This window comes from Nostoc sp. (assembly GCF_036917535.1).
Classification (GTDB): Bacteria; Cyanobacteriota; Cyanobacteriia; order Cyanobacteriales; family Nostocaceae; genus Nostoc.
Map to the genome: position 1 here is coordinate 206,589 of NZ_JBALDA010000018.1, position 23,231 is coordinate 229,819.

The following is a 23,231-nucleotide window of genomic DNA, read 5'->3' on the forward strand; positions in this document are numbered from 1 at the left end:
ATTTAGCTATTTATTTTTCGTTTGTTTCCTAACTCCTAGTACTGTTCCACTCTTGCGCCGCATCTTCTACGGCTTTATCTACAGTTTTCTCGCCTAACATTGCAGCTTGCAAGTTTTCGTAAACTGCCTTTTGCAGTTTGTTGGAATCCTTCAAGGTAGGGGTTAATATTTCTGCCTTTAGCAGTTCTTGAGCACTCATAACTCGCGCTTTTTCTATTGTTGAAGCATTAGCTGGAACATCTTTAAAGTAACTATCAGATAATGCTTTGACTGTAGAAGGTAGAACATTTGCAGCTTTAGCAAAGGCTAGCTGATTTTCGTCATTGGTGACAAATAAAGCAAACTTCACAGCGCCATCTGGTTGTTTAGTGTCGCGAGGAATAACTATGTTCATCACCGCGACATTCTTCTTACCTGTATCACCAGTAAGTTGAGGTGCTATTCCTGAATCTTGAGCGATTTTTGGGGCATTATTAGCGATCGTTTTCAGGAACTCTGGCCCAGAAGCGAGAAACGCCGTTTCTCCCGATTGGTATAAATCGATCGCGTGGCGATGTCCTTGGGTTAAAGCCTCTTTAGGAAGCAACCCTTTTTTATACAAGTCTACCCAATACTGAAACGCAGCTTTTCCTTGTACTGAATTAAACGCCGCTTTACCTTCAGCATCTATTAGAGTGACTCCCATTTGCACGAAAGATTCCAGCACTTCACCAGAATCTTGCGGTACGAAAGTTACAAAAAAGGCATATTTGCCCGTCTTGTCTTTAATTTGTTGGGCGGCTTGTGCTAATTCTGCGTAGGTTGTGGGGACTTTATTGATACCTGCCTGTTTTAATAAATCAGTGTTATAAATGGTTAGCCGTGTGGTGAGATACCAGGGAATCCCAAAACTCTTACCATTAAGCGTGCTTGCTTTCCAGATATTCGGCAGATAGGAGGAACGTACATCATTCGGGACTTTCGCATCTAAATCTAACCAGGCATTTCGTCCGGCAAGCTGAGAAGCAAAACCCGGATTCAAATTAACTACATCTGGTGGCGTTTTTGCGGAGACAGCTGTTAATATTTTGTTCTCCATTGCTGCCCAAGGTACATCGACCCAGTTAATCTTTATACCTGTATTTTGCGATTCAAAATTCGTAATTAGGCTTTTGAAGTAGTCGGTAAATTGAGGTTGGAGTTGCATTGTCCAAAACTCAACAGTTCCCGCTCCTGAAGTAGCTTGTTTTGTACTTGTATTAACATTACCTGTGCTGCAACTTACAACCCAACTGGTTATTAAGCCAAGCAGTACCAAAGCAACAAGTTGTTTAAATTTTCGCAATTGAATCATTTTCCCAGTATTTTTACGCTTGATCGGTGTGAAAAGCTTAGACAGAATTGTTGAGATTATAGGCTAAATAAATTACCCGTAAAGACGTAATATATAGCGCCTTTACTGCAACAAATTTAAATTTTCAATTTAGCAGTCCAGCGGGCACAACTGTGGTAAAAAGCTTCAATAGTCTGTTTGGCAAATCGAAAAAAGGGGTAGGCATTGAACTCGCTCCCGAACGGGTGAATGTAGTTCAGCTACGCAAGCAGGGTCAAGGCTTGAAACTAGAAATCTGTACATCGGTAGCAGTTCCAGAAGGGATAGTTATCGATGGTCAAATCAACGACCCTCCAGCAATGGCGCAATTAATCCAGCAGGCGCTAGTTGAGAGCAAAATCAAAACTTCTCGCATTGCTACTGGTGTCCCTGGACGAGATTCTATCGTTCGGATTATACCAGTGCCAGCAGAGTTAGATGATAAAGAACTGCGAGAAATGGTGCTGAACCATGAAGCAGGTTTGTATTTACCTTATCCTCGTGAAGAAGCTGATGTAGATTATCAGAAACTTGGGTATTTTGTAGATGAAGATGGCATTGAAAAAGTACACGTACTCTTAGTTGCCACCCGCAAGGAGATAACGGATACCTATATAAGTACCTTCGAGCAGGCAGGATTACAAATTGATGTTTTAGAAATTAACAGTTTTGCTCTGATTCGGACTATTCGCGAACAACTGCGACAATTTGGCCCGCAAGAAGCAGCAGTACTAGTTGATATCGAGTTTGACAGTACAGAAATCGCCATCATCGTTAACGGAGTGCCGCAATTTTCGCGCACAGTCCCCATTGGGACTTATCAAATGCAAACTGCCTTAGCAAGGGCAATGAGCTTACCTACATCACGAGATATGGAACTGTTACACGGAATGGTTATTCCTGCAACTCCCATAGACGGCGGTAAAACTGGCGTTACTGAACTCGATCCTGGCATGGCTGCCATATTGAGAGTCTTGGGAGAACTAACGGATGAATTGCGCCGTTCCATCGATTTTTACCTGAATCAAAGTGAAAATTTGGAGGTAGCGCAGATTTTATTAGCTGGACCAGGAGGTGGACTTCAACAGTTAGATGAATTTTTTACTCAACGATTGAGTTTGCCAACTACCCAAATAGATCCAATCGGGTCTTTATCTTTGGAAGTTGACACTGATAAATATCCACAGGTACAACGCTCTGGCTTGGCGATCGTACTCGGTCTAGGAATGCGGGAGGTGTAACAAAATGTACAGCCTAGATGTTAACTTTCTTAAAGACCGCCCAGCATACCGGCCACAGCCAGACAGAAAGGGAGGAATAGCCCTAAAATTTCCTACGGGAGATTTGACACTACTATATGTCGGAGTTGCAGTAGGTGTAGGTCTTCCAGCTTTATTAGGAGTTGGTTGGTGGTTCCTGCAAGGGAAGATTGTTGAATTAGATGGTCAAATAGCACAACTAGACCAAGAAAGCAAGAGGTTAGATACAGAAATAGGAAATATTAACAATATCAAAGCCGAGACAAACGCAATTAAAGGGGAAACTCAAGCTTTAGTAACTGTATTTGACCAGATTCGTCCTTGGTCAGCAATGCTACAAGATTTGCGCGATCGCATCCCAGCGGCAGTGCAGATCGAGAACATTAAGCAAATCCCACCTGTAGCGGTAGCGGCAGGTCAGCCACCAAATAATCCCGCAGGGGGATTAGAAATTAACGGATTGGCTCGTTCTTTTAATGATGTCAATGATTTCTTATTGAGTTTACAACAGTCTCAGTTTTTAAAGCCCACAGAAACCAAAATTCTGACAGCAACGTTAGTAGATGCTCCCTTAACACCAGGTGCAGGCCAATCTTCTACTAATGTAATAATTAAGCCGCCCCAAGTAGTTAAATACACTATTCAATCGAGCATGAACGACGTTCCAGCGTCGGAATTAATTCGAGAGTTGGAAAAAAAAGGCACAGTGGGGTTAGTGACTCGAATTCGTAATATGCAACAAACAGGAGTCATTTCAAAATGACGCTGAGTGATGATTTAAATTTTGCTGAACAAGGTGGGGAATTCGATCCGGCAACGCTAGCCGCACCTGTGGTATTTGGTATTGCCTTCACACCAAAAATTATTGGGATCTTGGTGGGGGTAGTTGGTTTAGCGGGAGCAGCTTATATATTTTTAAACCTGCTGATGCCAGCTTGGGAAAGCTATCAGCAGCAGCAAGCCAAAAGTTCTGAACTGCAAGCGCAAATTGAGCAAAAAAAAGCCAATATCAAACAGATTGACAAAGTTAAAGACGAACTAGCACAGGCAAAGCAGCAAAAAGTTCAGGTTTTAAGTTTATTTGCTAACGAAAAAACCTTAGATACATTGCTATTGGATTTGAACCGCTTAATTGAGTCTGGTAATAGTGCAACTTCTATTAATGCAGTAAAAGCCAAACTTAAAAGATTTGTGCCGATTTCCCAAAAACCAGAACCGATTACCGATGGAAGTCTGGGACAACAGGTTGACGGCAAGCTGCAACGCAGTAGTATCAATGCCGAGATTACAGCAACTTATGAACAAACACAATCGATAATTCGTAACATTGAGCGGTTACAGCCTTTGTTAATAGTTAAAGATTATCAAGCAACTTTAGCTCCAGCAGAAACAAGATCCCCATTAGATAAAACGCCGATGCAGGTAGGCCCCGCAGCGATTAATACATCATTCCAATTACAGGTATTGATGCCACTTAGTCCAGAAGAAATCGCAGCAGCAGCTAAAGCTGCCCCGAAAAAGTAGTCAAATTAGAGCTAGGACGAATAGAATTAACGGCTACACAAGCGTAGATAAAGCTTTCCTGCACGCAAACTAAGGAATAATTGAGGGTTTTGAAATTCACGTTCGCCCTTGGCGTTCTCGCAGGGTACGTGGGTAAAGTCTCGTGTGTCAAGCCAGCGATCTTCTGCAAAAAGGAGAGGCTAACGCCAATAGGGAAACCCCATAAGCAATTGGCGTGTGGTTTCTAACCGCCTACTCAAAATTGTTTGTAAACAAAGTTTTATAAGGTGAGGAATGAACTGTGAAACAGCTTCACGGTAATAGTTTTATATTAGGTACTGCCGCTTTTGTATTTCTAATAGCTCAACCAGTTTGGGCACAAATGAGCCAAGTTACTGGTGTGCAATTAAATCCAGCTAATGGCGGAGTTAGTGTTGTTTTGAAAACTTCTTCCGGGTCGCGCTCCCAAGTTTTTACCACAAAAAGAGGCAAGGCTTTAGTCGCAGATGTTATCAACACTCAATTACGATTACCACAAGGTAATAGTTTTCGTCAAGATAGCCCAGCACCAGGAATTGCGTCTGTTGAGGTTAATCAGCTTGATGCTAATAGCATCCGAGTGACGGTAACTGGCAGCAACAATACACCTAGCAGTCAACCGATGGTGCGATCGCCAAATGGAATTACACTCAGCTTTAGCCCTTCAACAGGCACTACAGCATCAGCACCAACGCCAACAGCCCCAATATCCACACCACCACCTATTACTACTCCAGCCCAACCTGGTCAAAATCCAGGTGTTCTCGTTCCTAACCCGGAAATCACGATTGACGGAAAACCTGCACAAGCTGCTGGGCCGGGTCAACCTGTGAGTCAGGCTCCACCTTTCTTACCGAGAGCTGTTGCCCCACCTGTGGGAGATATTGCTATTTCCAATACTGATGCTTCTCCTAGCAGTATTGACTTAGGAACTCAGGAACGTGTACCCCGCTTAGTGCTGCGAGATGCCCCAGTGCGTGAGGTTTTATCATTGCTTGCCCGTGCGGCTGGTTTGAATCTGGCTTATGTGGGAGGTGAGCAAGGTGGTGGAGGTCAACCAGGTGGTACTACTGATGCACCAGCAGTTTCTCAAACAATCTCGCTAGATATAGAAAACGAGCCAGTGCAAGATGTGTTTAACTACGTTTTGCGCCTGAGTGGTTTAGAAGCTAACCGCAGTGGTCGTACAGTTTTTGTAGGGGCTAAACTACCTAATGCAACCCGTGATATGGTTGTGCGTAGTATACGACTCAATCAGGTAAGAGCGTCAACTGCACTGGACTATTTGGTTGGTTTAGGGGCAGAAAGTGCCACCATCAAGGAACGCCTGATTACTACTACTAAGACTAGCAGTGTGGGACAGGCTGACCAAGGAGGCTCACAACAAAGTGAAAGTAGCTCCTCTACAGAAAGCAGTGTTCAAACTCGACGCGCTGACTTTAAAGACTCAACGCCTTTACTCAGAGGGTTACAGGCGTTAGGAGACGAGCGCACGAATTCCATCACCTTGATTGGCCCTCCCAAGTTAATTGATATTGCCATAGCTCAAATTTCTTCGCTTGATATCCGCCGCCGTCAAGTAGCAGTAAACGTTAGGATTATCGACGTTAACCTCTTGGCAGCCAATGATTTCAACACTAGCTTTTCTTTTGGGGTTGGTAATAACTTTTTTACTAGTGAAGGCGGTGCTGCATCTCTAAATTTTGGCGGTTCTAGACCGGCTACTAGGACTGAAGCGGCAAACAGCTTGACTAGTACACCGATCATCAATAATCTTGCTAGCACTCTTACATCGCCATACCAGTTCCCTAAGCGTCTTCTTGCTAGTTTGCAGGCTCAGGTTACAAATGGCAATGCCAAGATTTTGACTGACCCAACCTTAATTGTGCAAGAAGGTCAAGCAGCTGTTATAAATTTAACCCAAGAAGTGGTTGGACAAATCACAACAACGATAGTTGATACTCCTGGTGGCTCTAGACAAGTGACACAAGCAACAAAACAGGACGTAGGTTTAACTATGCAAGTTAAAATTGATAGAATTGACGACAATGGTTTTGTCTCTCTATCAGTCGCTCCTAGTGTTAGCTCACCTCAAAGTGACGTAGATACAGGAAATGGGCGAATTACTTTAATATCTAAACGTGACCTTAATTCTGGCTTAATTCGTCTACGAGATGGTCAAACGCTCATTCTTAGCGGTATTATTCAAGACTCAGACAGAACAAGTGTCTCCAAGATTCCTATCTTAGGTGATATTCCCCTACTTGGTTCCCTGTTTAGAAGCACAAACAAAATTAATCAGCGTCAAGAGGTGATTGTGTTACTCACACCTCAGATTATGGATGACTCTGAGAACTCCTCCTACGGCTATAACTACACTCCCAGCCCAGAAGTGCGGCAAATCCTTGAGCGTCGGGGGTTGAAGTTTCCTGGTAGGTAATAAAGATGATAAGCAGGTAAGTCACCTCTGGCAAAGGCTTAGATCCCCGAGTTCTTTAAGAAGTCGGGGATCTTCTTGTTCACCAAATTCTCCGCGCAGAGCAAATAAGTGGCTGAGGCGTTGCAGTGAAATACTGTAAGTTAGTTTTTATCTCTTTTTATTATGGTGTGAAAAAAATGGATATAGGTTTGTAGCCCAGTCAGCTAACAAAAACGGGAAATACTCTTATGACAGCACTTACATTAAATCTCAATTCTGTAATGAAATTGACAAGAGAGCAGTTTTATCAATTGTGTGAAGAAAACCCCAATTTAAAATTAGAACGCAATGCCCAAGGAGAGTTGATTATAAAGCCACCTACGGGAGGAGAAACAGGAAAAACTAATTCTACTATTAACGCTCAAATATGGTTCTGGAACAACCAAAATCAATTGGGCGAAGTTTTTGATTCATCAACTGGATTTACTTTACCTTCAGGAGCTGACCGTTCTCCAGATGTTTCTTGGGTGGAAAAATATCGTTGGGATGCTTTGACTAAAGAACAAAAAGAAAAATTTATTCCCCTATGTCCTGATTTTGTGATTGAGATACTTTCGCCTAATGACAGCTTGAAAACAACTCAGAATAAGATGCAAGAGTATATCGAAAATGGTTGTCGTCTAGGTTGGTTAATCAACCGAAATAAACAGGAAGTAGAAATTTATCGTCCAGGACAAGATGTGGAAGTTTTCAAATTTCCTCAAACTATTTGCGGGGAAAATATTTTACCTGGTTTTGTACTTAATATACAACGAATTTGGTAAAAGCTTCGGTGTGTGAATTTCAGTTCTCATATCCTATAAAAATATTTTAAAAAATATGAGTTTTCAGCTTGTAAGCCAAGATTCAATAGATAATGTTCTTACTTGTTGAATACGTTGAAAGTCGCTATCGGCTGAGACAATAGTGAGATTTTGTTGCAGAGCAATAGAAGCAATCCACAAATCATTTTCACCAAAACCTAAATCAGTTATTTTAGTTTTTCTGCGTTTACTTTTTTCTTTTGGTGCAAATTGATTGAATAAAGCAGCTTTGAGTTGACCGCAAATGTATTTGTGGCTACGTTGGTAGACCTCCAGCTTGAAAAATCTGTTCGGCGGTTAAATTCAATTCCGGGAAAGTAGGCGAGACGATGCGATCGCTGCCTCTAAATTGAGTAACTTGGTATTCACCATCGATTAATTGATAAATAGATATAGTAGGCTGTTTGGGGTTACCAGTGAACTTTTTAGCGCCTAGACCGAGATAATCTACAACCCAGTATTCAGGAATTCCAATACCTTCATACTTACCCTGTTTTGTGTAGTAGTCATCATCCCAGTTGGTACTAACAACCTCAACTACTAACGGAATTGATGCAGCAAGACTTACAGTTGATTCTTTTTTCCATAGCGGCTCATTTATCAAATTAGGGCGATTGAGTAATAGCACATCTGGGGAATAGGCAGATTCCGAATTAGTTGGTTTAATGAGCGCAGTTTTGGGGATTGTATAAGGTAGACCATTACGAACGTACTCAATAGCAATTTTTTCAACCAAAAACCCGACAATATCCTCATGATCTCCTGCTGGTTGTGCCATTTCAACGATCACTCCATCATGTAATTCATATCTTCCACTTTCGGGTCGCCACGCTGCAAAATCTTCAAAGGTTACTAGTTTGGGTATAGCTTGAGTCATAATTTATCGCCCCTAGTAGTCGTTTCGATCATATCGCTTTCTTACGTTCAGCCTTAACAGTAATATTAAGGGGTACAGTACTCGAAAAAGTTTGTTGCGGAGAACTTAACTATGGTGGCAATAACAACATCCGCAGAAAATAGGGTTTTACTCCACAACATCAGCTGGCAAACTTTTAAAATCATGCTGGCTGAAATGGGTTCAGATCGTAACTCTCGGCTGGCTTATGACAATGGAACTGTAGAAATTATGACCCCACAAATGCCGCACGAGAACTCAAATCGCTTAATAGAGGTTTTTGTTGGCGTGCTGTGCGAAGAGTTGGACTGGGAAATTAGACGCGCTGGTTCATTAACTTTAACGCGGGATGATTTGCAGCGGGGAGCCGAGCCAGATAGTAGCTACTACATCCAAAATGAAGCATTAGTTCGAGATAAAGAAAATATTGACCTCGCCACCGACCCGCCCCCTGACCTAGTGCTGGAAGTGGAATATTCCAGGTCTGCAATAGACAAGCTGAGGCTTTATGCTGCAATGGGAGTCCCAGAATTTTGGCGTTATAACGGCAGTGTGTTGCGAGTATACACACTTGCAAGTGGGCAATACTCAGAAGTTGAAACCAGCCCTACTTTTACGCCTGTGTCAGTCAAGGAGATTCCTCAATTTATCCAAGAAGCGAAGAAGAATGGGGAAATTGCCACTACCCGTGCTTTTCGGGCTTGGGTGCAACAGAAAATTTCTGCTAGGGATTGACCGAAGAACACTCATTATACAAGCCCCTCTCTTACAAAGTTCTGATCGGAGGAAACCTCCGCTCAGACTTTGCGCTAAATTTATTTATGGGGATTATTAATTTTGAATTTTGAATTTTGAATTTTGAATTCCCCGTTCGCGTAGCGTCTCGCAGAGAAGGGGTTGACTCACTCCAGCATTTTTCTTATAAGTGACTTGCAAAAAATAAATAATCCCAAAGTACATGGAGACAGTTAGAGGTGTAACGGACGCCCCAGAAGAAGTTGTCGCAGCGATCGCTACCACAAATGTTAAGAAAGGTGTGACTAATAGATAGCCCTGTAGGGGAGAAGCTTTAATTTTTATCCCTTTCCTACTAAAGAAGCTTGATATGGGGTTAAATTTCGGATTGGATTTTCCACATCAGATGAAAAGTGAGCAAAATCCCCGACTTATTAGAGAAATCGGGAATCTGAGCTTTTAATTTACATAAAAATTGGTTAATCTTAGCAATAACTCTTCAACATTGGTAATGAATGCCAACAAACATTGACCATCTCCCACCTCCCTACTCCCCTGTTTTCTTGGCAATTGCGGGATTTACTAGGTATTTTTTCCTACTTTTGGGGTGGTTTTTAGGGAAATAAGTACCCTAAAATTACAAAACATCCTGAAATCTATATAAATTCATGGTTTCATCTATCCACATCAGGCTACAACACCTTAGAATGATTCATTGAAAAGTCGAGCCGATGGGATGTACAGCCGTTTTGAGTAAAAGTACTCCCAAAGGCTGATTTTTGTATATCCGCAAGCAAAGATTTCAGTACGGATGTATTAATATGCATCCGTACTAAAATCTCAAGTAAACCTTCAGGAGTTTGACATGAACAAAGGTGAATTAGTTGATGCCGTAGCTGAAAAGGCTAGTGTTACCAAGAAACAAGCGGATGCAGTCTTAACTGCCGCTTTGGAAACGATTATTGAAGCAGTTTCCTCTGGTGATAAGGTAACGTTGGTGGGATTTGGCTCATTTGAATCACGGGAACGTAAAGCCCGCGAAGGCCGGAACCCGAAAACAAATGAAAAGATGGAAATTCCAGCGACAAGAGTTCCTGCCTTCTCGGCAGGAAAACTGTTTAGAGAAAAGGTAGCACCCCCAAAATCATAGGCTCTGTCTTCGGGAACCCTTTTTTAATGCGGCAACCTGCACATGGGGGAAATTTAGCCTGGGCAGCAGCACTGGCTGGCTGTCCCCCTGATGCGATTCTGGATTTTTCTGCTAGTATCAGCCCGTTGGGGCCTCCAAATAGCGCGATCGCTGCTATTAAGTCCCAAATTGGTAATCTTAAGCACTATCCAGACCCAAACTATAGTGAACTGAGACTAGCTCTCAGTCACTTCCATCAATTGCCGTCTGAGTGGATTCTGCCGGGTAACGGCTCCGCAGAATTACTCACTTTAATTGGTAGGGAATTAGCTCAATTAGCCGCGACAATTTTAATCACTCCAGCCTTTGGCGACTACTACCGAACCTTGGCAGCGTACAACGCTAAAGTGCTGGAGTGTCCCCTGATTAGTTCTGAGCGACAAGTGCCGAGTGCTGAGTTACTAGTTTTACTCAGCAACGCCAGTCGCCTCAAGTCGGGAGACCCGCCCACGGCGCTGGCTCCTCAGCACGGGCTAAACGCCCCGCTGACGCTAACAGCACGGGCTAAACGCCCCGCTGACGCTAACAGCACTTACTGTGGACTATTGCTGAATAATCCCCACAACCCAACTGGAAAGCTATTTTCACGGGAGTCTATTTTGCCCTACTTGGAGCAATTTGCTTTGGTTGTGGTGGATGAAGCATTTATGGATTTTGTGCCGCCTAATGAGGAACAAAGCCTGATTCCGGTGGTGCAGGAATATCCGAATTTAGTAGTGTTGCGATCGCTGACCAAATTTTACAGTCTCCCAGGACTGCGATTAGGATATGCGATCGCACACCCTGACTGCCTAGCTAAATGGCAGCTATGGCGCGATCCTTGGCCCGTAAACACACTAGCGGCGGCAGCGGCAATTGCGGCACTCCAAGATACGGAGTTTCAGCAGCAAACCTGGGCATGGCTACCACCTGCACGAAACCAACTGTTTCAGGGTTTAGCTAAAATCCCAGGATTGCAACCCCAAGCAAGTGCTGCTAACTTTTTACTGGTTGAGTCCCAAAAATCTACTTCCCAGTTACAGCAACAATTACTTAAGTATCACCAGATTTTAATTCGCGATTGCCTTAGTTTTAAAGAACTAGGCGATCGCTTTTTCCGGGTTGCTGTACGTAAAGAGTTTGATAACCAACGCTTATTAACAGCGTTAAACTCAGTGCTGAGTGAGGAGTAAGAGTAGGGTAGATGAGAGAGATGAGCTAATTTTTCATTCTCCTTCATGCCCAATGACAAATGACAAATGACAAATGACAAATGACTACGATGTTGTAATTATTGGCGGCAGTCTTGCTGGATACTATGCTGCTCTTGCTGCAACCCAACTACGTGCAACAGTTGCCTTGGTACAACCCAAAGTAGACTACGGGTTTACTCATCACCATGCTCTTAGCGAAATTGGTAAAATAGCGCAGAAGTTGAAGGATGTGGCTGATTTTAGTATTCATGCCACATACACTGATACTTCAGAAGAATGCCACATATCTATGGCGTGGCAAGAAGCGATGCTGTATGCTCAATGCATCGCCTCAAATTTCCAAGAACAGTATTCCCCAGCTATCCTGGCCGCGCAGGGAGTCGATGTCATCATTGGCAGTGGTCAATTTCAATCTTCACCCCAACTGGCTTTTGCTGTTAACAATCGCCTACTACGCGCCCGTACTTATTTGCTGGCTAGTGGTTCGCGTCCAGAAATTCCTGAGATTGAAGGATTGCAAACCACTGGCTATCTAACCCTTTCTAATATTTGGCAATCTTTCCAGGGAACGACATTACCCAAAAACTGGGTAATTATCGGTGGAATTCCCCAAAGCATTGAAATTGCTCAAACTTTAGCCAGGTTTGGTTGCAGTGTGACGCTGGTAGTCAAGCATCCTTATGTTCTTCCATACCTAGACCCTGAGATAGCCATATTACTTCAGGCGCAGTTAGAAGTCGAAGGTGTACGCGTCCTCACCGAAAAACCAGTAACTCAGGTGAGGCTAATTGAAAATAAAAAGTGGATTCAAGCAGGAGATAAGGCCATTGAAACTGATGAAATTTTAGTGGCGACTGGACAACAGCCGAATCTTGAATCTTTAAATCTGGCAGCAGTAAGTGTGAAATGGCATCGGCGTAGCTTAGTTGTGAATAATAAGCTGCAAACCACTAACCGCCGTATTTATGCTTGTGGTGATGTAATTGGTGGTTACGACTTTGCCAATATCGCTAATTATGAAGCAAAAATTGCGCTAAACAATGCACTCTTTTTCCCCAGGTTACGAGTAAATTATCGCTCTATTCCTTGGGCGATATTTTCTGTACCGATGCTGGCGCAAGTGGGTTTGACAGAGGCACAGGCAAAACGCCTATTTAGCCGAGATAAAATTTTAGTTTTGCGACAATATTTTAAAACAGTGGCATCAGCCCAACTTCGGGACGAAACCACTGGTATGTGTAAATTAATTGTGCTACACAACGGCGAAATTTTGGGAGCTTCGATATTGGGGGCAGAAGCTGGCGAATTAATTAATTTGATTGCCTTGGCAATTTCACAAAAAATTAAAGTCAAACATTTAGCAAATTTATCTCCTGCCTATCCCAGTTTTTCAGAAATTTTGGAACGAACTGCAAGAGAGTGGAGTAAGCAAAGGTTAAATACCAATATTCCTTTGCAAGAGTTTTTAGAGAGCTTCTTCCATTTTTGCCGCAATTGGAATTAGCATTTCTGCACAGAGTTATCACCATAATAACTTAAAGAAGGTGCTGATATTATTACTGACTTTGCCAATATTGACAGCACCTTGATTGCAAACGCAACGTCATCAGAATTGGGAGTATCCCTCAAAATGAGCTGAGAGGATGTTTTAAAAGGGTTTTTGCTCTCATAGTTAGCACAGCCAAGCATCTCAGTACATGGCTAAAACCTTAATTTTTTGTCGCACTTAACCCCGTGCTGAATAGCAAAATTATACCTTTCGGGACTTTTAAAACATCCTCTTATTATTCTTATTGAAGTGCAAACTTTAGCTCTGTCAACTGTAATTCTCCTCCGGTTGTTGTTAATACTAAATTAATGCCTAAAACACTTTTTCCTGGAGTTGTATAGTTAGTTGGAAGTATTTTATTGGTCAAATCAAAATTCGTAGCACTTCCATATGTCATTTGATATGGTGTTGGTTTATCGCCAAGTAAAAATGATGTGATAGCTACTCCTGCTGGTGCTTTTTTTACTACACCTTTTAAAGCTAAAGGCACGAGCCTAAATTGCTTTTGAGTATTAGAGGTATCAATTCTAACTATACATCTAGCCCTTGACGATTGTGTATTTACAGTTATAGGAGTGCGAAGCGTAAACTGATTTATTTGCGGATCGAAAGTTATATTACATCTCTTATTAACCAAAAATCGTGGCTGGTTGTTTATTGGAGCAGCAGCTCTAGATGAATTGGCATCATAACAAAAGAAAGAAAACAAGCACATTAATATGAAAAAATTACGTGTATCACTTAATTTCAACATCATCTTATTCTCCATCAACAGAAATTTGTAATCTTAAAGAAGAATAAATTCGGTAGATTCAATGAGTGAGGGATTTAGACCTACCACTCATTGAAGACCACTAAATTTGGAATTTGGTATGGTGCATCACCATCTATCCGCAGAATCGCTAAAAGCAACGACTAGCAACGCTTTAAGTCAAAATAAAGTCTCACATCTCCAGCATTGATATCTGCTGTATCAACGACAATATTACTTCCTGGTGAGGATTGTGCAATCAGATTAGCACCAAGTAGTCCTACCCCACCACCACTACATAAACCTGTAGAAGCTAGAACAGTAATATTATCTTGCTCTGCAAATGCCTGCATAATTGGCTTAGTAGATGTAAACTTGGTAGTTTTAGGAGGAGCTACGGCTTGACCAAGAGCACCACCACTAAAGCTATAAGTTCTGCTTAAGCTGGTACCATCTTTATTTCCTGCCTTAATCTCAGTAGTTCCTTGGTACAGTACTTGTACATCTTGGACGATGAAACCACTTGGAATAAAAGTTTGAACACGTAAAATACACTTTTTACGTTCACCACTGTATGCACTAAAGTTATCCAAGATGATCGATAAGCTTCTACCATCCTCTCCAACAAGCTGATCGGCAACCTTACATCCACCAGATCCGATTGCATCTCCAAAAAGAATACTAGGCGAGTCTTGAGCCAAAACCTTGGTCGTAATCACGTTGATTCCAAGAATTGTAGATACAGACAGTAATACACCAAATTGTTTAAAGTTCATATTCATTTTGCTTATGTTGCTAGAGTTGGTTTTTGATGAAAAATGTATTCAGAAGGCAGAAGATACGAGATATGAAGGCATTTTTGCTTTAATCCCACGCTTAAAAGCATGAGATTGAAGCAAATATATTTTGTGTCTGGTGTTACACATCTCGACACAATTATTGTTCTAATAGTGGGCAATCACCCACAACTAAAGTTTTGATTGATACTTACAGGCTTCTGCCTTCTTCAATTGTGGGAAATCCTTTCAAGTATGCTTTGACAATTTCTGCTTAATCAGAAAATGAAGCATAACGGTGTATCGCTGGAATTAACAGAAAGAAGATGGACATCAAGTTGCAAGATGCGTTCTTGCTGTACTTCCATGTGGGGAAGATCATATAATTGTCTCAATCAACAAATATGTGTTCTTGATCACAGACATATTGTGTTTCCAAACACTGCAAATTTCAAAATAGTAGTATGAAGGTAGTATGAAGAGGTAGTATGAAGGAGCAGTACTCCAAAGTTAGGTATTAAAAATTAGGGGTATAAATCGCCGATTTAATAGTGCGATATCAATAGCGCAGCGTTAGTGAGCCGTGGAGCGTCACAGTTCGCCGCAGACATCGCAGTGAAATAACTGTTTTTATTAGACCCGTCCTAAAATTAAATTACCGTAAAGATAGAATATAAAGTTTTGTTTTTATAAATTCTAATCTTTACCATATATAGCTTTCACAGATTGTATAGAATAATAAATTGTGTTGAAGCTCAAAATTTGAAAATTCTATTTTTTTTCTCTAAACTATCATCAACTATCCCAAACCCTGATTGCTACGTTGAGCGAAGACATATAAGTACCCTTTAAAACCCTTGTACAGACTGGGTTATAAATTTACGGACAAGTCTATTGAGAATTATATTATTAAGCAGCTGAAATTCTAGTTGTAGACTGAAAACGAGGTAATTGGGAGTGCTTTAAAAACCCTGCATGAAAATCCAAACTACTCCCGCCGCTGTTAGAGGTACGCTGAGGTTATCTGTGCCGTGGGGCGAAACTGCCTCTGCAAGGGTTGCAAAAGTAGCAGTTACCACTGCTATTAACAATGCCCATCCTAAATTTAAAGGCGTTGCGAGGGGACTCAGCGACGAACCAGGTAGCAGTAACAGCACTAAGAAAATCACTACTGTACTTGCTACAAACATTACTGCTGAACCTTCCCAGGAACGTACAGAATTTCCTACTTGGTATTTATGCTGCCCAAAACGTCTACCGATTAATGCTGCTAGTGCATCACCCCACGTCATTGCCATTATCCCTGCTACAGCAATTGGAGCGCTATCTACTGGCCCCTGTGGTCGCCATAGTAGCCCGAACAGCAGTGTCACTGAGATAGCGAAATAAACTGTACCGGGTGAGCTATCCTGGGTATCCATTGCACCGATGATTCGGTAGCGATAAAACAAGTAGTTCAGTCCGATAAAGGTAGCAAAAGGTATAATTCCGATTTCCCAGTTCCTAAACAGTAGCAGAACGCCGAAAGCCCACATCCCTGCACCAATATGGATTACTTTGCGAGTCAAATCTGGCTTCACAGCAAACAGCTTACGCAATCCCTCGCCAATCACAAGCAGAGTAATAGCGTAAACATAAGAAATTGCTAGCCCAATAAAATCATTTGTCATTTGTCATTTGTCATTGGAGAAAAACTTACAGAAAGCTGCCCCTCTGCTTTGCTGGTTCACTTAGGTCGATCGCTATTTCGTCTCAAGTTTTTTTCTACTGACGAAACGCTACCAATACCTTGAAGAATACCACGACCGATTAAACCTAAACCCCGACCAACTATTTGGGTAAGGATGAAAACTATACCGCTCCCGACAAAAGCTACTAGCGATTTTAGACGCGGTGCGATCGCATCACTAAATTCTAGGAGCAATGTCACTATTAAAGGAATATTAGAAAGTTTTACCAACTCTTGATTTCGAGGAGCATAAACTGAAGTATTGGCAATGCCACGAGGCACAATTACAAATAGTTCATAGCGACTTTCAAAAACTGCTTTTGGCTCGTTTATATAATTTTTTAATCTATATTTCCACGATAAATTATTTCTAAACCTTTCAATTTCTCTTGTAGAAATCAATTGGCGCCCATAAAAATTTTGCTTAATCTCTTCTACATCCGCTAAAGAATTTAACAGTGGTTGCACTACTCCATTGGCTACCTGAATCAACAAGTTCTCTAAAATCGCCAATGCTTGCGACTTGGCTTCGGCGCTCACTACTGGATAGGAGGTATTATCAATATTCAATTCTGTTTGAAATAAAAGATAAGAATACAACTCACAAACTAGCGGGATTTTTTGGAGAATATCTCTTTGCACAACCTCTGCATTTTGCAGTAAAAAATTAACAATTTCTATATTTTGATTAACTATTTTTATCCGAGAAAATTTCCCAAAAAAATCTCTAACTGCCGCTTGCCATAAATCACTTATCAAGGTATCTTTTAGTTCATCTAATTGATTTATCTCTACTTGAGAAGCACGCATTTCATCCAACTGTTCAGCCAATTTTTGGAGGATCAGATAAAGTAATTCTCGTTTTTTATCTTCACGAAAGATGTCAATTTCTAAAGGTATATCTGTGACATTTCTTAAAGGAAATTGAAGTTTATTAACGCAAGATGTAAACAAGGCAGATTGCAGGGTTCCCGGACTAAGTAAAGGTGATACGGTTTGCCTTTGCTGAATGGCACTGCTTAATGAAGGAGTTAAAGGCGGCTCATCAGCAACTGGAATCTGTTCCTCTTGCCTTTCTTGTGGTAAAACCAACAACCGATTTAGCAACCAACGAGCTGCTAGCAGTTCTCGCCGCTGTCCAGCTAGAATGGCTCGATCTAGTACTGGTAATCCAGGAACTTGTAATTGTGTTGTTACTGCGGCTAAGGTAGCATCAATATTAGCGATTCCTAACAAACGTAAATTATTTCGCAGTTTAGAGAAAGGGAGTGAGGTGTGGGCAGAAACGCGATTAATCGCTGCTGTACTAGAGGAATTAGGAGTTATTATTGCTTGTGTGTCCTGAAACCAATAGGAACCACCATCTGCAACTTCTTGCATAGCGGCGACTAACTCAGAAAGTAGTGTACCTTTGGGGCAGTAGCCATTTACACCAATAGATTTCGCAGCTAATAGCAGTCCTTGTTCTTGCACAGAACTGAGGAGCAAAATTGGTAGGTTAGGATATAAGGCTCTGATCTGCCGACAGAATTGTAAACCTAGCTGTTGACTGGTGGTGGAGCGACTATTACCGAATTCTAAAACTACCAAATTTACTTGATTAGGGTCTTTTTCAGCAATTTCTGCGAGAATCTGCAAGGCAATGGTGTAAGTTTCTACAACTGCGATCGCTTCTAAGTTAGGAATCGCTTCTAGGGCTACCTGTAATCCCAGACGAAAAATCGGATCTTGGTCGATTAACAATAATTTTAGAGGGCGATCGCTCATAATCCACTCAATTACATCAGCACTGTTTTTTACCAATCAGAAAACAGCTTTGATACAAAACTTTGTCTTCCCCATTGTTACCTGTTTTCGCAAACTGATAAATCGATCATAATTGCCTTATGCAGCCTTCACTGTGTAATTAAATGAACTTGAGTATTCGGCACTGGTTGGCAGAACGCCATATCGCAATCAACCAAATCAAAGGCTTTTCTGAGGGGCAATTAGCAGGTATTGCCTACCATATTGTTCAGGATATGGAAGTCAAAAGTCTAATGCCTTTTGATATCTGTACTTTGGTAGAGGTTTTAGAACTGCCCTTAAGTATTGTTTGGGAAGAAATCAGTGTCATTTCCCAGTTGACCGAAAAACTGTTACGTAGCCTTAGCCAAAAAAAACCCTTAAAACGTAACGAAGGGACGTGGCTAGCGTTTCAAATTGCCTATCTCCAAGCTTTGCAAGTAATTCTAGAGCAGGAAGCAAGCCTACAAAGACTGTGGCTAGATCGGGCAATTATACCTATCCAACCACACATCTTTAAAGAGGACGTGGGTAAACTCATCCTCCAAGATCCGCAACTGCAAGGATTACTGAAAACTCTCATCCCAGGTAAATTAACTGATACTCAAGCTGAACAAGCACTGTCTTTGGTTGCAGATTCATTACTGGTGCAACAAATAAATAACGCTGCCATAGCTTGGTTAGTTGCCAATGGTGCAGAGGAACCTGAAGCCAAACTTCTAACACAGCGTTTGCTCAACTCACTTCCTGGTGACATCCTGGTAGTTGTCACCGAGAATGCTGCACCTTTAGCCCAACTGCAAAAATTTTTCCGTTTGGGGATTTCATTATCTCCCAGTTCGATCACCCCAGAAGTTGGTTCTACAGTCGGTGAGAAAATTGATTTGCACCGAGAACTTTATCGTGCAAGTTTGATTAAAAACCTCAGCATACCTTTGCTAATCGAATCCTTTGCTCTTAAGGATATCTATGTGCCACAAAAAGGCTTACCAATAGAGGAAAATATTTCTGAGCAAGATAAAAAAGCCGGTTTACCAGTTGATTTAAAAACATGGGCGCAGCAACAGCTAACTGATTTAGAAACGATCGCTGTTATTGAGTCGGAACCTGGTTATGGAAAAACTAGTTTTTGCCAACTTTGGGCAGCACAGGTAGCACAGGAACTATACCCTACTTGGATGCCTATAGTAATTAGGTTGCGAGATGTAAAATACGGTAAAACTCTCATCGAAACTCTAAATTCTGCCTTTGGTGTTAATCTTTCAACTTGGTTAGAGCAAGAAAATCTCCCTTGTCTGCTGCTGCTGGATGGTTTGGATGAATTGCCCCATTCTGCTTGGGGTATTAAGGCACAAGCAATTTTTATTCAGCAATTATTGAACTTTCAATCTCAGCAGCGGCACAAAATTGTCTTAACGAGTAGGTCAAAGACGTTACCAGAAATCATTTCCGAACTACCCTTATTGTTGTTGAGGCGAATTATTATTCAGCCGTTGGATGTGGACGAACTTAAACAATGGTTTCAACAGTGGGCAAAAGTACAATCATTACCCATTACTCAAAATTTCTTTACATTTTTAAAACAGGCAGGGTTATTTGCCAGCCAATCAAAGTTAAGAGAATTATCTGTCCTTGTCCGTCAACCCCTAATGCTGCATTTGTTGGGCATTTTGCACCGCGAAGGATTGATAGATGATGAACTGTTGCAGTTAGCTACTAATAGCCAAAAGTCTTTTCTGTTATCGGAAATTCATCATCGTCTGAGTCGATGGTTGTTGGGTTATCCGCTAAGTGGTGGGAGCAAAACAATGCTACTGCGTTCGGGTACGGCTCATATCCATCGGACTCCAGAAGCGATCGCTAATTTACTCGCCGATCGTCATCCCCAAGATTTACTTGAGCAGATGCAAGCGATCGCTCTCAAAATTTTACACTCGCAACGTCATCAAATTAATCTAGCTGGTGAATTTAATACTTTACCAGCCTTTTATTTTAAAATTTGGGATATAGAAAGCTCAGGCGAAAGCGCAGCAAAAAGTAGTTTAATTGAGTTTTCGCATCTCAAGTTAGGAGAATCTCTTTGTGCAGATGCTATTGTTACCCAACTTAAATTTCTGACTCAGTACCAAGATGACGCTTATGGTACGCCTACTTTTATAATTGATTCTCCTAGTAGCGTAGCCCAGAATATTTATAATTTACTAGGTTACGGGATACTTAGCCAAGAAATTGAAGAACTAGCGATCGCCGGATTGCGTCGTCAACAAAAGCACAAATTTTCGTTTGAAGTTTTATTTCAACGTCTTTTATCTTTCTGGCGTGCTTACTGTCAAGGACGTTGGTTAGATGAGGGGATAGCCCACAACGCTTTGACTAATTTTCATGCCCTGCAAAACCTTGTGAATGTTGAACAGGTGAATGCTGCGGTAGGACTAAATGTGTTTTTATTGCTTTGTGCTTGCTACCGAGAAACAAAAGTTCCTTTTTGGCCTTGTGGGAATCCAGTAAATTTGACAGAATTCAATCCAGAGGCGCTAAGTGCGCTAATTGCTAGGACAACCGTTTTGCATAAAAGTGCCTTTGCAACCCGAATCAAGTCTTTGGCTGGACTCAATTTATCGGGAGCCTCTTTGTCGCAAGTGATGTTAACTGGGGTAAATCTTGAGCAAACAAACTTATCTAATGCAGAGTTAACAGGGGCGAATTTGGCTGGAGCTAATTTGCAACAGGCGAACCTTGTAGGTGCGAACTTGCAACAGGTAAACCTCATAGGCGCAAACCTGCAACAGGCAAATCTCACAGGTGCAAACCTGCAACAGGCAAACCTGATGGAGGTAAATCTCAATACTGCCAATCTCACCAATGCTTGCTTATTTGATGCCATCCTTGCTGAGGCTGACAAAAAATTGGCCACTGATAATGGTGCCTTGTTCTCTAAAGAGTCATTTCAAATACTGAAACATTTGCGTAGTTTACCGCCGCAGGCATCGCAGCAACCCTTCTTAAACACCGTGAAAATCACGCCAAACACAAACGTTAATTGGAACAAGACTCCTGCGAGCGGACTAATTGAAAGCTGTGAAGGCGCAATTTTGTCAGTAGACTTAGATGATGATGCCGATGATGAAACAGTTTTTGGCAATAATTCGATTGGGCAATAGGACATTGGGCATTGGGCATTGAGAAGAGACAAAGTAGACAAGGAAGAGGTGGAGATAAGGGAGAGACTTGTTCAATAATTCACCCTTGTCCCCCTTGTCCCTCTTGTCTTTCTTGTCTTTCTGCTCCCCTACTCCCCAATCCCTAAACCTCCTGCGGATTGCGGTAGCCAAAAAAGTTAATACTGTAGTCAGTAATCTGCACTCCTGTTTCTTCTTCAATTTTGCGGATCAAATCTTCTGGTAGTTCCACATGAACATCAAGAATTTGATTTGTATCCACACAGTTGATATGACTGTGAGAGTCACTAATGTTGCCGTACAAACGCCCATCACAGCGCTCAATACACTCAATGATGCCTTGACTGGATAATGCTTCTAAATTTTGATAAACAGAGGTATGACCGATCTCTTTGCCTTGGTGGTTCAAGCGATCGTAAATCTCTCTTGCAGCAAGATGTTCATTTGCTTGCCAAAGTAATTCTAGAATAAAGCGACGCTGACGACTGACGCGCATACCCAAGATTTGACAGCGCTCAAGCGCATCTTCTAAGGAACGAATTGGTTTTGTAGTAATTGTTTGTTTTTGCATATTACAGCTTGTTAACTGTTAGGGGAATTTTCCGATCTAAATGTTTATTGGTTATTTCTATATATGCAATGATATTGCACGCTGCTGTTTTACCTGCACTTATGTTTTGGCTTCTGATGCTGTGAAAGTGACAGGGTGACGATAATGATTTTTTTGCTTGTTGACGGCTACTTTGTCAGACCTTGATCTAAAACAAACTCATTACAACTTTAACTTAAAATTGCTGTAAATGTCCACCTTGGGGCAGGTATTGCCTTACCCAAGTAGGTTGATTCTAATGGCGTACCATATTGCTCGTGTAGTAATTATTTATTAGATGCGAGTAATTATAGCAATGATAAAAGTAACATTTAATTTTAGTAATCGGTGAAGTGAGTCGCGTAGGCGAGCATTTATCGCAGGCATCGCCAGTGCCTCATATCAAGGCTATTAATGGATGTATATTTGTTATAACCAGCAAAAATTAACTAAAAGTATCAAATAAATTTGAGCAAGGTCAGACTTGTGTTTAAACCTTGTACGGGTTGACGAAATTATCAGCAAAAAAGTATCAGTAAATACTAATTGATTTATGAAGAAGACTTTGTGCTATCAAAAGTTTATGTAGCGTCAATCCCTGAAAGCTGCTACTGTATATTCTCGATCCTACAGTTGAGCATCAAGAAAGTGGCTGCTGAATCAATGACAATTGCGATCGCACTCAATAATGACTTCATTAACAATCTGGATCTGTCCCCTGCATCAACGGTGATTGAAAAACTGCTGCAAGATGGGGTCGCATCCCACGAACAGCAGCTACGCTTTGATGTCAATTACGATCTTGAACCTGGCGACCCACGGGAACTCTCAGAAATTCCAGAGGTGCGGCTGTGGTTTGTGCGTCTAGATGCCAAATATCCCTGGTTGCCATTCTTACTAGATTGGAAAGCTGGAGAATTTGCTCGTTATGCTGCAATGCTTGTACCACACCAGTTTAGTCCCCAAGAAGGTATTCAGTATAATCCCGAAGCCTTAGAGATATTTTTGATGCACAAAATCTTTATTTTAGGTGATTGGCTTAAACAGCAAGATATCCCCAGCCTCTCGCGGCTGAAGTCTATGGCCCAAATTCTAGGTTATGAATTAGATGATGCTTTTTTTGAAATATTTTAAATAGCTAATAGGTGATGGAAGAGTTTTAAGAAAATTTTCTTCGTTTTAGTGGACTGTGTAAAGTTACTCTTCTTAGATTGCAATATCGTTCAGTTAAGCCCTAAATCCTTTGTAGAGAAGCGTTAGCACATCGACACGAAGTATAATTTCGCGCCTCTATTTGCCGAAATCAATACCAAAAACTTAACTAAATTGTATTGATATAGCAATCGCCAAGAGAGTTAGGACATATAATGTAAACAGTCTGCGTTCAAAAGGTAATTGAATTGCGTTATGGCAAAAGCCTACAGTTA

The 23,231-nt window shown here is 41.5% G+C and carries 18 protein-coding genes; 11 read left to right on the forward strand and 7 right to left on the reverse strand.

Features of this window, described 5'->3' with window-relative positions; translation table 11 throughout:
• Window positions 1-28: 28 nt before the first annotated feature.
• Window positions 29-1,333, reverse strand: a complete 1,305-nt coding sequence (locus V7K56_RS07025) for an ABC transporter substrate-binding protein (protein ID WP_334908902.1) — start codon at window positions 1,331-1,333, stop codon at window positions 29-31.
• A gap of 152 nt (window positions 1,334-1,485) precedes the next feature.
• On the opposite strand from V7K56_RS07025, the gene pilM reads away from it, so the two are divergent.
• From pilM to V7K56_RS07050, 5 genes are all read left to right on the forward strand, one after another.
• Complete coding sequence (gene pilM, locus V7K56_RS07030) at window positions 1,486-2,592, forward strand: type IV pilus biogenesis protein PilM (protein WP_334908904.1); 1,107 nt, start codon at window positions 1,486-1,488, stop codon at window positions 2,590-2,592.
• 4 nt (window positions 2,593-2,596) lie between these two features.
• Complete coding sequence (locus tag V7K56_RS07035; RefSeq protein ID WP_334908906.1) at window positions 2,597-3,373, forward strand: PilN domain-containing protein; 777 nt, start codon at window positions 2,597-2,599, stop codon at window positions 3,371-3,373.
• The gene (locus V7K56_RS07040) at window positions 3,370-4,134 is read left to right on the forward strand and encodes a pilus assembly protein PilO (RefSeq protein ID WP_334908908.1); all 765 of its coding nucleotides are present in this window, start codon (window positions 3,370-3,372) and stop codon (window positions 4,132-4,134) included. The genes V7K56_RS07035 and V7K56_RS07040 overlap by 4 nt, the downstream gene beginning before the upstream one ends.
• 280 nt (window positions 4,135-4,414) lie before the next feature.
• Entirely contained in the window at window positions 4,415-6,592 is a 2,178-nt protein-coding gene (locus V7K56_RS07045; RefSeq protein WP_334908910.1) for an AMIN domain-containing protein, read from the forward strand.
• A 227-nt stretch (window positions 6,593-6,819) separates the two neighbouring features.
• On the forward strand, window positions 6,820-7,395 hold the full coding sequence (locus V7K56_RS07050; RefSeq protein ID WP_334908912.1) for a Uma2 family endonuclease: 576 nt from the start codon (window positions 6,820-6,822) through the stop codon (window positions 7,393-7,395).
• Between the two features lie 295 nt (window positions 7,396-7,690).
• On the opposite strand, the gene V7K56_RS07060 is transcribed toward V7K56_RS07050, so the two are convergent.
• On the reverse strand, window positions 7,691-8,311 hold the full coding sequence (locus V7K56_RS07060; protein WP_334908914.1) for a Uma2 family endonuclease: 621 nt from the start codon (window positions 8,309-8,311) through the stop codon (window positions 7,691-7,693).
• Window positions 8,312-8,422: 111 nt separating this feature from the next.
• Here V7K56_RS07060 and V7K56_RS07065 point away from each other — a divergent pair, with 111 nt between their 5' ends.
• The 4 genes from V7K56_RS07065 to V7K56_RS07080 all read left to right on the forward strand — a co-directional run bounded on the left by V7K56_RS07065 (window position 8,423) and on the right by V7K56_RS07080 (window position 12,950).
• Window positions 8,423-9,064 carry a Uma2 family endonuclease gene (locus V7K56_RS07065; protein ID WP_334908916.1) on the forward strand — a complete coding sequence of 214 codons (642 nt, stop codon included), beginning with the start codon at window positions 8,423-8,425 and terminating at the stop codon, window positions 9,062-9,064.
• Between the two features lie 865 nt (window positions 9,065-9,929).
• Window positions 9,930-10,214, forward strand: a complete 285-nt coding sequence (locus V7K56_RS07070; RefSeq protein ID WP_103137906.1) for an HU family DNA-binding protein — start codon at window positions 9,930-9,932, stop codon at window positions 10,212-10,214.
• Window positions 10,215-10,240: 26 nt separating this feature from the next.
• Complete coding sequence (gene cobD, locus V7K56_RS07075) at window positions 10,241-11,425, forward strand: threonine-phosphate decarboxylase CobD (protein WP_334908919.1); 1,185 nt, start codon at window positions 10,241-10,243, stop codon at window positions 11,423-11,425.
• A gap of 73 nt (window positions 11,426-11,498) precedes the next feature.
• On the forward strand, window positions 11,499-12,950 hold the full coding sequence (locus V7K56_RS07080; RefSeq protein ID WP_334908921.1) for a dihydrolipoyl dehydrogenase family protein: 1,452 nt from the start codon (window positions 11,499-11,501) through the stop codon (window positions 12,948-12,950).
• Window positions 12,951-13,236: 286 nt separating this feature from the next.
• Here the strand turns inward: V7K56_RS07080 and V7K56_RS07085 are convergent, their stop codons facing one another.
• The 4 genes from V7K56_RS07085 to V7K56_RS07100 all read right to left on the reverse strand — a co-directional run bounded on the left by V7K56_RS07085 (window position 13,237) and on the right by V7K56_RS07100 (window position 18,018).
• A complete protein-coding gene (locus tag V7K56_RS07085; RefSeq protein ID WP_334908923.1) occupies window positions 13,237-13,752 on the reverse strand; it encodes a hypothetical protein in 516 nt (171 codons plus the stop codon).
• A gap of 158 nt (window positions 13,753-13,910) precedes the next feature.
• On the reverse strand, window positions 13,911-14,465 hold the full coding sequence (locus V7K56_RS07090; protein WP_334908925.1) for a DUF4360 domain-containing protein: 555 nt from the start codon (window positions 14,463-14,465) through the stop codon (window positions 13,911-13,913).
• Between the two features lie 1,019 nt (window positions 14,466-15,484).
• Window positions 15,485-16,192: a diacylglycerol/polyprenol kinase family protein gene (locus V7K56_RS07095; RefSeq protein WP_334908927.1), complete on the reverse strand. Its 708-nt coding sequence runs from the start codon at window positions 16,190-16,192 to the stop codon at window positions 15,485-15,487.
• A 56-nt stretch (window positions 16,193-16,248) separates the two neighbouring features.
• A complete protein-coding gene (locus V7K56_RS07100; RefSeq protein WP_334908941.1) occupies window positions 16,249-18,018 on the reverse strand; it encodes a DUF3685 domain-containing protein in 1,770 nt (589 codons plus the stop codon).
• A 143-nt stretch (window positions 18,019-18,161) separates the two neighbouring features.
• Between V7K56_RS07100 and V7K56_RS07105 the strand changes: the two genes are divergently transcribed.
• On the forward strand, window positions 18,162-21,197 hold the full coding sequence (locus V7K56_RS07105) for a pentapeptide repeat-containing protein (protein ID WP_334908929.1): 3,036 nt from the start codon (window positions 18,162-18,164) through the stop codon (window positions 21,195-21,197).
• A gap of 142 nt (window positions 21,198-21,339) precedes the next feature.
• Here V7K56_RS07105 and V7K56_RS07110 read toward each other — a convergent pair whose 3' ends face one another.
• A complete protein-coding gene (locus V7K56_RS07110; protein WP_334908931.1) occupies window positions 21,340-21,786 on the reverse strand; it encodes a Fur family transcriptional regulator in 447 nt (148 codons plus the stop codon).
• Window positions 21,787-22,467: 681 nt separating this feature from the next.
• Between V7K56_RS07110 and V7K56_RS07115 the strand changes: the two genes are divergently transcribed.
• Complete coding sequence (locus tag V7K56_RS07115; protein WP_334908943.1) at window positions 22,468-22,938, forward strand: CRR6 family NdhI maturation factor; 471 nt, start codon at window positions 22,468-22,470, stop codon at window positions 22,936-22,938.
• The last annotated feature ends 293 nt before the right edge of the window (window positions 22,939-23,231 follow it).

Bases quoted from the DNA above. Each gene is read 5' to 3' on its own strand.
- V7K56_RS07085 (WP_334908923.1), bottom strand. From the start codon at position 13,752: ATGATGTTGAAATTAAGTGATACACGTAATTTTTTCATATTAATGTGC.
- V7K56_RS07040 (WP_334908908.1), top strand. From the start codon at position 3,370: ATGACGCTGAGTGATGATTTAAATTTTGCTGAACAAGGTGGGGAATTC.
- V7K56_RS07060 (WP_334908914.1), bottom strand. From the start codon at position 8,311: ATGACTCAAGCTATACCCAAACTAGTAACCTTTGAAGATTTTGCAGCG.
- V7K56_RS07070 (WP_103137906.1), top strand. From the start codon at position 9,930: ATGAACAAAGGTGAATTAGTTGATGCCGTAGCTGAAAAGGCTAGTGTT.
- V7K56_RS07050 (WP_334908912.1), top strand. From the start codon at position 6,820: ATGACAGCACTTACATTAAATCTCAATTCTGTAATGAAATTGACAAGA.
- V7K56_RS07105 (WP_334908929.1), top strand. From the start codon at position 18,162: ATGAACTTGAGTATTCGGCACTGGTTGGCAGAACGCCATATCGCAATC.
- V7K56_RS07110 (WP_334908931.1), bottom strand. From the start codon at position 21,786: ATGCAAAAACAAACAATTACTACAAAACCAATTCGTTCCTTAGAAGAT.
- cobD (WP_334908919.1), top strand. From the start codon at position 10,241: ATGCGGCAACCTGCACATGGGGGAAATTTAGCCTGGGCAGCAGCACTG.
- V7K56_RS07095 (WP_334908927.1), bottom strand. From the start codon at position 16,192: ATGACAAATGATTTTATTGGGCTAGCAATTTCTTATGTTTACGCTATT.
- V7K56_RS07035 (WP_334908906.1), top strand. From the start codon at position 2,597: ATGTACAGCCTAGATGTTAACTTTCTTAAAGACCGCCCAGCATACCGG.
- V7K56_RS07025 (WP_334908902.1), bottom strand. From the start codon at position 1,333: ATGATTCAATTGCGAAAATTTAAACAACTTGTTGCTTTGGTACTGCTT.
- V7K56_RS07065 (WP_334908916.1), top strand. From the start codon at position 8,423: ATGGTGGCAATAACAACATCCGCAGAAAATAGGGTTTTACTCCACAAC.
- V7K56_RS07080 (WP_334908921.1), top strand. From the start codon at position 11,499: ATGACAAATGACTACGATGTTGTAATTATTGGCGGCAGTCTTGCTGGA.
- V7K56_RS07115 (WP_334908943.1), top strand. From the start codon at position 22,468: ATGACAATTGCGATCGCACTCAATAATGACTTCATTAACAATCTGGAT.
- V7K56_RS07100 (WP_334908941.1), bottom strand. From the start codon at position 18,018: ATGAGCGATCGCCCTCTAAAATTATTGTTAATCGACCAAGATCCGATT.